General features: G+C 75.5%; 11 protein-coding genes. 3 read left to right on the forward strand and 8 right to left on the reverse strand.

The annotated features are described in order from the left end of the window. Positions 1-381: 381 nt before the first annotated feature. A complete protein-coding gene (locus AB0L40_RS22925) occupies positions 382-1,122 on the reverse strand; it encodes an SMI1/KNR4 family protein (protein WP_364360219.1) in 741 nt (246 codons plus the stop codon). Positions 1,123-1,223: 101 nt separating this feature from the next. Here AB0L40_RS22925 and AB0L40_RS22930 point away from each other — a divergent pair, with 101 nt between their 5' ends. Both AB0L40_RS22930 and AB0L40_RS22935 read left to right on the forward strand, forming a co-directional pair. Beyond that, positions 1,224-2,813: an MFS transporter gene (locus tag AB0L40_RS22930; protein ID WP_364360222.1), complete on the forward strand. Its 1,590-nt coding sequence runs from the start codon at positions 1,224-1,226 to the stop codon at positions 2,811-2,813. Next, positions 2,792-3,763, forward strand: a complete 972-nt coding sequence (locus AB0L40_RS22935; RefSeq protein ID WP_364360225.1) for a LysR substrate-binding domain-containing protein — start codon at positions 2,792-2,794, stop codon at positions 3,761-3,763. The genes AB0L40_RS22930 and AB0L40_RS22935 overlap by 22 nt, the downstream gene beginning before the upstream one ends. Positions 3,764-3,866: 103 nt before the next feature. Here AB0L40_RS22935 and AB0L40_RS22940 read toward each other — a convergent pair whose 3' ends face one another. Continuing rightward, positions 3,867-5,195: an aspartate kinase gene (locus tag AB0L40_RS22940; RefSeq protein WP_364360226.1), complete on the reverse strand. Its 1,329-nt coding sequence runs from the start codon at positions 5,193-5,195 to the stop codon at positions 3,867-3,869. Between the two features lie 83 nt (positions 5,196-5,278). Here AB0L40_RS22940 and AB0L40_RS22945 point away from each other — a divergent pair, with 83 nt between their 5' ends. After that, complete coding sequence (locus AB0L40_RS22945) at positions 5,279-5,452, forward strand: hypothetical protein (RefSeq protein ID WP_364360228.1); 174 nt, start codon at positions 5,279-5,281, stop codon at positions 5,450-5,452. A 5-nt stretch (positions 5,453-5,457) separates the two neighbouring features. Here the strand turns inward: AB0L40_RS22945 and AB0L40_RS22950 are convergent, their stop codons facing one another. The 6 genes from AB0L40_RS22950 to AB0L40_RS22975 form a co-directional block, all read right to left on the reverse strand. Next, positions 5,458-6,777, reverse strand: coding sequence for a serine hydrolase domain-containing protein (locus tag AB0L40_RS22950; RefSeq protein WP_364360231.1), 1,320 nt, complete (start codon positions 6,775-6,777; stop codon positions 5,458-5,460). Positions 6,778-6,882: 105 nt separating this feature from the next. Continuing rightward, positions 6,883-8,949 carry a cellulase family glycosylhydrolase gene (locus AB0L40_RS22955; RefSeq protein WP_364360234.1) on the reverse strand — a complete coding sequence of 689 codons (2,067 nt, stop codon included), beginning with the start codon at positions 8,947-8,949 and terminating at the stop codon, positions 6,883-6,885. A 25-nt stretch (positions 8,950-8,974) separates the two neighbouring features. After that, positions 8,975-10,525 (reverse strand): cellulase family glycosylhydrolase, encoded by a 1,551-nt coding sequence (locus AB0L40_RS22960; RefSeq protein ID WP_364360237.1) that lies wholly within the window; start codon positions 10,523-10,525, stop codon positions 8,975-8,977. A 57-nt stretch (positions 10,526-10,582) separates the two neighbouring features. Beyond that, a complete protein-coding gene (locus AB0L40_RS22965) occupies positions 10,583-11,251 on the reverse strand; it encodes a recombination mediator RecR (protein WP_364360240.1) in 669 nt (222 codons plus the stop codon). A 7-nt stretch (positions 11,252-11,258) separates the two neighbouring features. Further along, complete coding sequence (locus AB0L40_RS22970; RefSeq protein WP_364360243.1) at positions 11,259-11,594, reverse strand: YbaB/EbfC family nucleoid-associated protein; 336 nt, start codon at positions 11,592-11,594, stop codon at positions 11,259-11,261. After that, positions 11,594-12,169, reverse strand: a 576-nt coding sequence (locus AB0L40_RS22975; RefSeq protein ID WP_364360246.1) for a hypothetical protein, incomplete at its 5' end; no start/stop codon positions are given. The genes AB0L40_RS22970 and AB0L40_RS22975, both read right to left, overlap by 1 nt.

The following is a 12,169-nucleotide window of genomic DNA, read 5'->3' on the forward strand; positions in this document are numbered from 1 at the left end:
GTCCGCGCCGGGCCCGCCGCCCGCGGAGCCGGTCGCGCCGCCCGGGGTCCAGCCCCCGCCGCCGGACGACGAGCCACCGCCCGCGGGCCGCGCCGACGGCTGCGGCGTGGGTCCCGTGTCCCCGGATGGACCTGAACGGGTCGGGCGTCCGAAGGCGTCGTACTCGGGGCTCATGTCGGCGGAAGCCTCGCAGTCCGGGGCTCCGTCCGCCATCGGTGCATGCACCCCCTCGGGGCGAGGCCCCGTCCTGCCTGGCGGAGCGTCCCACGAGCGGGACCAGGACGGGACCGCCGACCCGCTCCGCCGGGGCCCCGGGGCGCGAGGGGCCCTCGGACACGGGCGACGGCGCCCACCGGGACGGGCCCGCCCGGACCATCGCCGCTACCAGTCCGGCAGCGCCTCGGCCTGCTCGCGGACGTCCTGCACGCTCAGGGGCCAGCCCTTGTCGGGGTCGTAGACGAGCTGGTCCAGCGTCGGGCTCGACCAGCGCAGGACGTTCTGCAGGTGCTGGCCGGCGCTACGGGCCATCTCCTCGGGCACGCCCTGCAGGTCCAGGGGCAGCTCGAGCTCCTCCTGGACCTCGTCGATCAGCTCCTGGCCGCCGGGCTCCGCGTCCTCGAGGGCCCAGACGTAGTGGGCGATCCAGGCCTGCAGGAACGCGAAGAGGTCCTCGGCCACGACGGCGCACGAGGGGACCTCCTCGTCGCCGTCCCCGGCGCCGATCAGCACCACGAGCGGCCGGGCGGCCTCGTCGCGCGGAGCCCAGATGCCGAAGACGTCGCCGCCGGCGTCGGCCCCGAACGGCACGACCTCCTCGGGCACGAACCACTCGCGCGACCGCAGCGCGTTGCGGGCAGTGGCGACGTAGGGGCCGGGCACGAGGCGGGTCTTCACCAGCGCGTACGTGCGGAGGTTGCCGCCCAGGAGGACCGACCCGCCGCCGACGGTCCGCGACCACTCGCGCAGCTGCGCGGGGATCGGCCGGCCGAGCTTGCGCTCCGCCTCGTCGATCTCGTCGTCGCTCGCCCCGCCGGGCAGTTGCGCGTCCGGATCGAGGAGCTCGACCACCCGCAGCAGCCGGTCCAGTCGCTCGGCATCCTCGGGACTCAGGTCGGGCTGCACCGCACCGAGGCTAGAGGAATGCCCATGCCGGATCGCTCTGGTGCCAGCGCGAACCGGTCTTGGACGACGACGCCCTCCGTTCCTAGCGTGGGGTGTCCCCCATGAGTACCACCGCCGCCCGCTCCACCCCGGCCCGCCCCCCACGCCCGGCGAACCACACCCTCTGGGTCGTGCTCGTCGCGCTGGTCGCCGCGCCGATGTCCCTGACGAGCGTCACCGTGGCGCTGCCCGACATCGGCCGGGACCTGCACGCCGGCGTCGCCGCCCAGGCGTGGGCGGTCACCGGCTACAACGTCGCCTTCGCGAGCCTGATGCTGGCCGCCGGCGCGCTCGGCGACCTCGTCGGCCGCCGCCGGATGTTCACGATCGGGACCGGCGTGTTCGCCGCCGGGCAGCTCGTCGCGGCGCTCGCGCCGTCGATCCTGGTGCTGGACCTCGCCAGGGTCGTCGCCGGCGTCGGGGCCGCGATCGCCCTGCCGTCGGGCAGCGCGCTGCTGGCGTCGCGCTTCGCGGGCGCCGCCCGCGCGAAGGCGTTCGGCGCGTTCGGCACCACGCTCGGGGCGGGGCTGGCGCTCGGCCCCGTCCTCGGCGGAGTGCTCGCCGACCAGGTCGGCTGGCGCTCCGTGCTGCTGATGCTCGCGCTGCTGGGCGGCGTGGCCTCGGTGCTCGCGCCGCGGCTGATGGACGAGTCGCGCGACCCCGACGCCCACCGCGTCGACTGGGCGGGGACCGTGACGTTCACGGCCGCCCTGGCCGTGCTGATCCTCGCGATCGTCGGCGCCCCGCAGCACGGCTGGCTCGCCGCGCGGACCCTCGTCCTCGCTGGTCTCAGCGTCGTGCTGCTCGCCGCGTTCGTCGTCGTCGAGCGCCGCCAGGAGCGGCCGATGCTCGACCTGCAGCTGCTGCGCCACCGGCGCTTCCTCGGGCTCTGCATCGCGGCGATGGCGATCGTGATCGCCTTCGTGCCGCTGCTCGTGAACCTGCCGACGCTGTTTCACGCGCTGCGCGGCGTCGACGCCAGCACGGCCGGCGCGCTCCTGATGTTCCTCACCGTCCCGACGCTCGTCGTGCCCGTCGTCGCCGGGGCGCTCCTGGCGCGGGTCGACATCAAGACCCTCGTCTGGACCGGCCTGACGCTCGAGGCGCTCGGCGTCGCCTGGCTGACCGCGGCGCCGCCGGCGGGCGCGCTCGGCGCGCTCGCGCTGCCGCTGGTGGTCGCCGGCACCGGCGTCGGGATCGCCAACGGGGTGCTCGACGGCGCGGCGGTCTCCGTCGTCCCTCCCGCCCGCGCGGGCATGGCGGCGGGCCTCTTCAACACGATGCGTCTGGGCGCGGAGACCGTCGCGATCGCCGTCGCCGGCTCGCTGCTGGTCAGCTGGACGAGCAGCGGCGCGGGCGCCGACGACCGGCTCCCCGCCGGCGCGGACGCCCACCGACTGTCGGACCTCGTCAACCAGGGCGACGTCGCCGGGGCCGCCGCCACGGCGCCCGCCGGCCCCGCCCGCGACGCCGTCCTCGCCGTCACCCGGCACGCCTACGCCGGCGCGATGGACACGACCCTGTGGGTGCTCGCGGCGGTCTGCGCGCTCGCGCTGCTGGCGACCGCCGTCCTGCTGCGCACCCGGCCGACGGCACGGAGCGCCCGTGCGGAGGGCGTATCGTCGGACGCGTGCTCGACCTCCGTCGCCTGAGCTACTTCCTCGCCGTCGCGACCGAGCGCAGCTTCACGCGGGCGGGCGAGCGGCTGCACGTCGCGCAGCCGGCGCTCAGCCGCCAGGTGCGCCTGCTCGAGGAGGAGCTCGGCGTCGAGCTCCTGGTCCGCGGCGGCGCCCAGGGCCTGGAGCCGACCGCCGCCGGCGCCCTGCTGCTCGAGCGCGCGCCCGCGCTCCTGGCGGGGCTCGAGGGCCTGCGCGAGGACGTCCAGCGGCTCGGCGGCGGCGAGCGGGAGCGCCGGCTCGTCCGGGTCGGCTACGCCGCCAGCGCCGGCTACGAGACCGCCGTGCGGATCGTCGCCGCCGTCGGCCGGCGCGACGCCGCGATCGACGTGCAGGCCCGCGTCGTCTGCGTCGCCGACGCCCTGGACGCGCTGCGCGCCGGGACCCTCGACGCCGCGATCCTGCGCTGCCCGCCGGACGCCCCCGGCCTGCACCGCCGCCTCGTCCGCCGCGAGCTGCAGGGCGTCCTCCTGCCGGGCGACCACGAACTCGCCCGCGGCGAGGTCGTCGCGCTGAGCGCCCTGCGCGACGTCCCGATCGTCCTGCACCCCCGCGACGCGAACCCCGGCCGCTACGACGCGATCGTCGCGGCCTGCCGGGCCGCGGGCTTCGAGCCCGACGTCCGTGCGCCGCTGGTCGCCTTCGACCCCGCGCACCAGGCGGTCCGCGACGGGGCGGGCGTGACGCTCGTGAGCGAGCCGACCGGCGGCCTCGGCGACGGCCTGACCTGGCGCCCGCTGGCCCCGGCGCTCGTCCTGGACGTCGTCCTGCTCACCCCGCTGGTCGACACCGCCGACGGCGTCGCGACGCTCGCGGACGTCGCGGTCGAGGTCGCCGCGTACGAGGGCTGGCTCGACGACCCGCGGCTGCTCGCGCCGGTCCAGGATCCCGCCGAGGTCGGTCGTCCCGATCGCCTGAGCGCCTAGCGCGGACCGGGGCGGGGCCCGCGCCCCCTGCGGGTGCCCCGAGCCCCGCCGCAGTCCGACGCGCCCCTACCCGAGAAGCTCGGGGCGGGGCCCGCACGTTCTCCTAGGAGAACTGCCCGAAGGGCTGCTCGGGGCGGATCGTGTCCTCGCCCGAGAGCCCGAACGCGCTGTGCAGGGCCTGCACGGCGTCGGGGACCTGGGCGCCGGGGACGACGCAGGAGATCTTGATCGGCGAGGTGGAGATCATCTCGATGTTGATCCCCCGCTCGCCGAGGACGGTGAAGACCTTGGCGGCGACGCCCGGGTGCGTCTTCATGCCGGCGCCGACGATCGAGACCTTGCCCATCTCGGCCTCGGTGCGCACCGCGGTGATGCCGAGGTCGGCGATGACCGGCTTCAGCGCGTCCTGCGCGGCGAGCAGGTCCTCGCGCGGGACCGTGAACGACATGTCCGCGCGGGCACCGGGCTCGGGCGGCTCGTTCTGGATGATCATGTCGACGTTGACGCCGGCCTCGGCCAGCGCCGTCGCGATGCGGCCGGCCGCGCCGGGGGTGTCCGGGACGCCCGACAGCGTGATCCGCGCCTCGACCGTCGAGTGGGTCACGGCGGTGATGAGCGGGTTCTCCACGGTGTTCTCCTCGGTGGTCTTCGCAAGCGCGGCGGCGGCCTCGGCCTCGGACACGACCCACGTGCCCTCGGAGTCCTCGAAGCTCGACCGGCAGTGGATGCGCACGCCGTGCGTGCGGGCGTACTCGACGGAGCGCAGCTGCAGGACGCCCGCGCCGGAGGACGACATCTCGAGCATCTCCTCGAAGGACACGACGTCGAGCTTCTTCGCGCGCGGCTCGACGCGCGGGTCGGCGCTGAAGACGCCGGGCACGTCGGTGTAGATCTCGCAGACGTCGGCGCCGACGGCGGCGGCCAGCGCGACGGCGGTGGTGTCGGACCCGCCGCGGCCGAGCGTCGTGACGTCCTTCGCCGTCGACACGCCCTGGAAGCCGGCGACCAGGACGATGCGGTCCTGGTCGAGCGCCTCGAGGATGCGGTCCGCGCGGACGTCGAGGATCCGGGCCTTCGTGTGCGACGTGTCGGTGACGATGCCGGCCTGCGAGCCCGTCAGCGAGATCGCCTCGTGGCCGAGGTCGTTGATCGCCATCGCCGCCAGCGCGCAGGAGACGCGCTCGCCGGTCGAGAGCAGCATGTCCATCTCGCGCGGGGCCGGACGGTCGGAGATCTCGAACGCGTCGGCGATCAGCCGGTCGGTCTCCTTGCCGCGGGCCGACAGCACGACGACGACGCGCTGTCCGGCCTCGCGCTTCTTCACGATCCGGGCCGCGGCACGCTTGATGCGCTCGGCGTCGGCGACGGACGTGCCGCCGAACTTCATGACGACGGTGTCGCTGCCGGTTCCGGTGTCGATCAGGGGGCTCATGCGCGCGTCCGATCCTACGGGGACCGCCCGGATGCGGGCTGCGCGGGGGCAGCCCGGCGAGGCGTACTCCGTACCATCGGCGGATGCAGCGATACGTGCCGCGGTGGCTCCTGAAGCTCGTCTTCGGCCTGATCGTCGTCGCGTTCGGCGTCGACTACCTGGTGCAGGAGAACCTCATCCTCGGGGTCATCGGCGTGGCCGCCGGTGGCAGCTTCAGCCTCGAGGCCGTCCGGGACCGGTCGAGCACCCGCGCCTGAGGCGCTCAGCCGAACAGCGCCGGCTTCTCGACCTTCGGCGCCTCCAGCCCGATCCGCCGGGTGAGGTTCCAGAAGTCCGGCAGGTGCGGGGCCAGCGCGGGCTTGCCGCTGGTGACGAGGCCGACCGACGTCGCGCGGCGCGGGTCCGCCCAGCCCAGGACGTTCGTGAAGCCGAGGTGGCCGAACGCGCTCTCGGTGTCCGGGCCGTAGAGGCCGAGGGCCTTCGCGCCGAGCATGTAGCCGGACGCGTGGCGCAGCGGCGCGCCGAGGGTCAGGTCGACCTCGTGGTGCGAGCGCTCGATGATCGCCCGGCGGATCGTCCGGGGCTCCAGGATCCGGACGCCATCGAGCTCCCCGCCGTTCCGGAGCAGCTCCAGGAAGCGCGAGAGCTCGTCGGCGGTCGAGACGACGTTGACCGACGGGATCTCGGCGGTCAGGAAGCGCGGGTCGTTCGAGATCCGGGTGACGGCGTCCAGCGGCATCCCGAACGCCCGGGTCAACGCCGTCGACAGCGGCGGGACCGGCGGCAGGCCGGTGCAGTGCGCGGTCCCGACGAGCGGCAGGTCCTCCTCGGCCACGCCGTAGCCCATCCAGCGGAAGCCCAGCGGATCGAGGATCTCCTCGCGCAGGACGTCCTTCAGCTCCTTGCCGGTGACCGCGCGGACGATCGCCGCGAGCACGAAGCCGCCCGAGATCGCGTGGTACGAGAGCCGGCTGCCCGGGCGGGTGCGGACGAGCGCCTCGTTCAGGTGCCCCATCACGAACGCGTGGTCCTTGATGCGGTCCATGTCGATCGCGGAGCCCGGGATGTTCGGGATCCCCGCGCGGTGCGACAGCACGTGGTCGATCGTGATCCGGTGCTTGCCCGGCCCGACGAACTCCGGGACGTACTCGCCGACGCGGTCGCCGATGTGCAGCAGGCCGCGCTCGTCGAGCAGGTGGATGACCGTCGCGGTGACGGCCTTCGAGGCGCTGAAGAGGCAGAACGGGTCGTCGGGGGTGGCGAGCACCGGGACCGCGTCGTCGGGCTCCTCGGGGCCGACCCCGCGCGCCCAGCCGATCGTCCGGTCGAGCACCACGACGCCCTCGCGGCGGATCGTCAGCGCGATCGCCGGGTGCACGCCGTGGCGGTAGAGCTTCTCCGTCGCGGCCCAGATGCGCTCGACGCCGTCCTCGGTCATCCCGCCCTCCGCGGCGGGCCGCTCGCGCGGCGAGCGCGTGGTCAGCGGCGCCAGGTCCTTCGGCACGGCGATCCGCCGCAGCGGGTCGGGGCCGATCGGGGGCCGCGGCAGGCGGACGGCGGGGAGCTTCGGGCGCAGCGGCACGCGCGCAGCCTACGGAACCGAAGGATGAGGCGGGAGGGAGCCCCGGCGGCCCGGCGTCGACCGCGCGACGGCCCGCCCCGTCTCCGGCGGGACGGGGCGCGCGGCTCAGCGCCGCGTGGCGCCCAGCACGGTGAGGGTCTTCGTGCGCGCCCGTCCCGCGGTGCCGTCCGCGGCCAGCGGCGTGGCGGTCAGCCGGTAGCGGCCGGCCTTCAGGGCGCGGCCGCTGACCCGGCCGGACAGCCGCAGCGTCGCCCGGCCCTTCGCGACGGGCCGGCGCGCGGTGCTGACGGCAGTGCGACGGACGCAGCGCTGCGCCGCCTTGCGCGGGACCGTCCGCGTCGCGACGCAGCGGCCGCGCGACGCCTTGCGGCCCGTCGCGATCCGCTCGAGGACGATCCGCACGCGGGTGGCGCCGGTCGTCCGCGCCGTGGCGGTGGTGCCGCGGCCCTTCTTGCCGCGCCGCGACACGCCGACCGGCACGACCCGGGCCGAGGACAGCCGCAGCGAGCGCACCTTCGCGGCCGCCGCGACCGGCGGGGTCGCGGTCGCGCCGGCGAAGGTCGGGGTCGCCAGCGCCGCGGGCACCGGCCGCAGGACGATCGTGTGGTCACCGGCGGGCACGGTCACGCGCAGCTGCCGGCCGCCCGCCCAGTGCGCCGCGGATCCGAGCGCCGCGCCGGCCCGCCACGCGAGCACCGGGGTCGCGGGCGGGGCGCCGTCGACGCTGAGTCCGGCGGCGGTGCCCGTCGCGGGGGCGGCGCCGGCGAAGGCCGCGCCGTCCCAGAGGTCGACGTCGCCCGCGCCCGACGTGCGGACCGTGAGGACGCCGGCGCTCCACTGCTGCGACACGACCTGCGGGCCGGAGGCCTGCACCCGCGCCCGGCCGTAGTCCCGCGCGATGCCGGAGTCGGTGCGCTCGGACCCGTCGGCCTGCAGGACGCCCCAGCCGTAGTCGTCGTCGGGGGCCTGCTTCCAGATCCAGACGATCCCCCCGGCCCGCAGGCGGTCGAGGCCGCGGAGGATCTCGAGGCGGTGCAGCTCGAAGCCGCCCAGCGTCTGGCCGCCGGCGATCGACCCGCCCGAGGCGCCCGGCAGCTCGGTCGGGGCGAGCGCGGCGCCGTAGGTGCGGGCCTCGGCCGCCGCCGCGTCGAAGCTGCCGGCGATCTTCCCCGCGGTGCCGGGGCCGGGGTCGACGCCGAAGACGTCGGTGTAGACGTGCGGGCCGTAGACGAGCCCGGGGTCGTCGCTGAAGCGCGCCGCGGCGGTGTCGCGGTCGGTCTGCGTCCGCGTCGCGGTCGGCTCGAACCAGATCGGACCGTCGTAGCGACCGCCGCCCGGGCCCGTCCCGTCGGCGCTGCGCAGCCGCGCGATGAGCCGCCGGTACAGCGGCCACAGGTGCGTCGGCGAGAACGAGTCGGACGCGAACGGGTCGGTCCCGTCGGGGTCGATCGGCTCGTTGTAGAGCTCGACGCCCGCGAGCCCCGGCCCGAGGTCGCGGCCGACGCCGGCCAGCCGCGCGACCGCGTCGGCGTAGTGCTCCTGCAGCGGCTTGCCGGCCACGGTCGCGTTCGCGAAGAAGTTGCGGGCGGCCGTCCGGGACGCCGCGGTGCCGTAGTACGGGTGGCCGCCCGATCCGGAGCCCGTCGACGCCCCGTCGGACTTCGCCGCCCACGCCGGCGCGCCGTCGCTCTCGTCCCCCGACGGGCCCAGCGTCCCGGCGTAGCGGTCCTGGTGCATGTCGAGCAGGACGTAGATCCCCTGCGCGGTGAAGACCCGCGCGTTGTCCCCGATCTGCTGCAGGTAGCGCTCGTCGAAGACCCCGGGGGACGGCTCGATCCGCGACCACGAGACCGCGAGGCGGACGACGTCGAAGCCCAGCGCGCGGGCCTGCGGGCCGTCCTCGGGACGCACCGGCACCGTCCCGTGCGCGCCGGCGTAGTCGACCAGCGCGTTGACGTTCGCGCCGCGCAGCTGCACGGTGCGGCCGTCGGCTGTCTTCAGCGTCCGGGAGCCGTCGGGGGCCGCCGCGACCGTGAGCGCGTCTCCGGCGCTCAGCGGGCGGGGGCCGTCGGTGACGCCGGGCTCCGGCGCGGCCGCCGCCGGCGACGCCGGGAGGCCCAGGACGACGGCGCCGACCACGGCGGCGAGGATGGTGGTGCGGTGGTCGGCCATGGGGTCTCCTGGGGCCCCGCGGCCGCTAGGGCCGCAGGACGATCGTGTGCTCGCCGGCGGGGACGGTCACGCGGAGCTGTCGCCCGCCGACCCACGCCGAGCTCGACTGCAGCGTCGAGGTCGCGTTCCAGGCGCGGACGGTACCGGTTGCGGGGAGGACGCCGTCGACCCTGATCCGCTTCGACACGCCGGTCGCCGGGGCGGTGCCCGCGAACGCGGCGCCGTCCCAGAGGTCGACGGGCCCCGCGCCGGACGTCTTCACCGTCAGGGTGCCGTCCTGCCAGACGGTCGAGACGACCCGCGGGCCGGAGGCCTGCACGCGGGCGCGGCCGTAGCCGGTCGCGATCGGGGTCTCGCCGCGGACCGAGCCGTCGGCGTTCAGGACGCCCCAGCCGTAGCTGTAGTCGGGGTGCTGCTTCCAGACCCAGACCATGCCGCCGATGTTCAGCGCGTCGAGCTGGCCGAGGACGGCGGTGCGGTGGGCCTCCCACGGGCCGGTCGACGCGCCGGGCAGCTCGGTCGGCGTCAGGGCCGCGTGGTACTTGCGGGCCTCGTCGGCCGCGGCCTGGAAGCTCTGCACGATGCGCCCGGGCGTGCCCGAGTCGTTGCTGCCGCTGTAGACGTTGGTGTAGATGTGCGGGCCGTAGACGAGGCCGGCGTCGTCGCTGAAGCGGGCGGCGGCGGGGTCGCGGTCGTTCTGGGTGCGCGTGGCGACCGGCTCGAACCAGATCGGCGCCGTGTAGCCACCGCTGCGCAGCCGCGAGATCACGCGGTTGTAGAAGGGCCACAGCCGCGACGCGGAGAACGTGTCGCCGGTGAGGCTCGTGGACTCCGGGTCGACCGGCTCGTTGTAGAGCTCGACGCCCGCGAACGCCGGACCGAGGTCCTGGCCGACGGCGGCGATCTGCTGGACCGCGTCGGCGTAGTGCTCCTGCAGCGGCTTGCCGGCGACGGTCTCGTTGCGGAAGAACGCGGTCGCCGCGGCGCGCGAGGCGCCGGTCACGTAGTACGGGTGGCCGTCGCTGGAGCCGGGCGCGGTCGACGCGCCGCCGGTCTTCGCGGCCCACGTCGGCGCGCCGTCGGACTCGCCGCCGTCGCCGCCGATCAGGCCCGCGCCGAAGCGGTCCTGGTGCATGTCGAGCAGGACGTAGAGGCCCTGGTCGGCGAAGATCCGCGCGGCGTCGCGCACGCGGTCGAGGTAGGCCTGGTCGAATTGGCCGGGCTGCGGCTCGATCGCCGACCACGAGACCGCGAGGCGGATGACGGAGAACCCGAGCGCCCGGGCCTGCGTGCCGTCGACGGGCGTGACCGGCACCGTCTTGCGGACCCCACCGTAGTCGACGAACGTGTTGACGTTCGCGCCGCGCAGCTGGACGGCGCGGCCATCCGTGGTGCGCAGCACCTTCGTGCCGTCCGGTCCGTCGGCGACGGCGAGGGCGTCACCGACGGTCAGTGGGCGCACGACCGACTCCGCCGGTGGCTGGGGGTCGTCCGGCTCAGCCGGGGGCGTCGGGGTCGATCCTCCGAAACCCAAGAGGGCGAGGAGGGCGGTGAGCAGGATCTGGAGCACGTTCATCGACCCGGCGACCCTATTGGCGCGTCCGGACTCCTCGTGGTCCGGGACGCCGCTGCATCAGATCGTGCGGCGTCCGGCGAACGCCCGTCCGAGCGTCACCTCGTCGGCGTGCTCGAGGTCGGCTCCCACCGGGAGTCCGGACGCCAGGCGGCTGACGCGGACCTCGGGTGAGCGTTCGCGCAGCTCCGCGCCGATGTGCAGCGCCGTCGCCTCGCCCGAGGTCGTGGGGTTCGTGGCCACCACGACCTCGGTGACGGTCGGTCCGCCCGGGGCGGCCGTGCCGTCGTCCACGAGCGGGCCGTTCGCCTCGGTCGCGGCGTCGGGGTCCCCCTCGAGCACGCGGCGGTAGAGCTCGGCCAGCCGCAGGTCGCGGGGCCCGACGCCGTCGACCGGGGACAGCGCCCCGCCGAGCACGTGGTAGCGCCCGCGGTACTCGTGCGTCCGCTCGACCGGCAGGATGTCCGCCGGGTTCTCCACGACGCACAGGAGCGTCGGGTCGCGCCGCGGGTCCTCGCAGATCACGCAGCGCTCGCCCTCCGCGAGGTTGAAGCAGATCCGGCACTCGCCGATCAACTCCTTGACCTCGATCAGGGCGGTCGCGAGCGCGCGGGCCTCCTCGTCCGGCCGCGAGAGCACGTGGTAGGTCAGCCGCTGCGCCGTGCGCGGGCCGACCCCGGGCAGCCGCGAGAAGGCGGCCACCAGGCGCTCGATCGGGGCCGGCTGCACCCGGTCCCTAGAGGCCGAGGCCGCCGAGGCCCATGGCGCCGAGGTCCATGCCGCCCGTGAGGCCGCCCATGCGCTTCTCGGCGAGCTCCTGGGCCTGGCGGATCGCCTCGTTGACCGCCGCGGTGACGGTGTCCTGCAGCAGCTCGGCGTCCTCCGGGTCGATCGCGTCGGGATCGATCGTCACCGACTTGATCTCGAGGCCGCCCGTGATCTTCACGGTGACCATCCCGCCGCCGGCGGTGACGTCGAGCTCCTCGGTCTTCAGGGCCTCCTGCGCGGCCGCCATGTCGGCCTGCATCTTCTGGACCTGCTTCATCATCTGCTGAACGTTGGGCTGACGCATCAGGGTGCTCCGTCGGTACGGGTGGTGGACTCGGGGGCGGACGAGGGGTCGCCGGGCTCGGCGGGCGACGAGACGCCCGAGGCGCCGTCGCCGACCTCCTCGGCCTCGAACTCGGACACGAGGCGGCGGACGACCTCGTCCTCGGGCAGGAGCGGCTCCTCGGGCGCCTCGACGCCCACCTGCTCCTCGGCCCGGATGACGAAGCGGACGCCGAGCAGCTCCTCGAGCTGCGAGGCGATCTTCTCCTTCGCGTCCTCGCGGTTGATCGCGCGGGCGGCCGTCGCCTTCCCCGCGGGCACGCCGAGGATCAGGTCGGCGCCCTTGATCGACACGGCGCGGGCCTGCGAGAGCGCGAACTTCACGGCCCCGCCCATCTGCTCGGCGATCCCGGGCAGCAGCTCGTCGACGTCGGTGGTGGCGAGGCCGACGGCGGCGGCGGGCGCGGCGGCCGGTCCGGCGGCAGGCGCCGGGGGCGCGTAGGCCGAGTTGCCGTCTGGCGCGTACGCAGTAGCTTCGCGTCCATGTCCCCCACGTGCGTGTGGTCCGGCTCTCTGGGAGTCGTGCGTCGGCGATCG

This window comes from Patulibacter sp. NPDC049589, assembly GCF_040675535.1.
GTDB lineage: Bacteria > Actinomycetota > Thermoleophilia > Solirubrobacterales > Solirubrobacteraceae > Patulibacter.

Excerpts from the sequence above, each read along its gene's own strand:
- AB0L40_RS22930 (WP_364360222.1), top strand. The coding sequence starts at position 1,224 with ATGAGTACCACCGCCGCCCGCTCCACCCCGGCCCGCCCCCCACGCCCG.
- AB0L40_RS22940 (WP_364360226.1), bottom strand. The coding sequence starts at position 5,195 with ATGAGCCCCCTGATCGACACCGGAACCGGCAGCGACACCGTCGTCATG.
- AB0L40_RS22945 (WP_364360228.1), top strand. The coding sequence starts at position 5,279 with ATGCAGCGATACGTGCCGCGGTGGCTCCTGAAGCTCGTCTTCGGCCTG.
- AB0L40_RS22955 (WP_364360234.1), bottom strand. The coding sequence starts at position 8,949 with ATGGCCGACCACCGCACCACCATCCTCGCCGCCGTGGTCGGCGCCGTC.
- AB0L40_RS22960 (WP_364360237.1), bottom strand. The coding sequence starts at position 10,525 with ATGAACGTGCTCCAGATCCTGCTCACCGCCCTCCTCGCCCTCTTGGGT.
- AB0L40_RS22970 (WP_364360243.1), bottom strand. The coding sequence starts at position 11,594 with ATGCGTCAGCCCAACGTTCAGCAGATGATGAAGCAGGTCCAGAAGATG.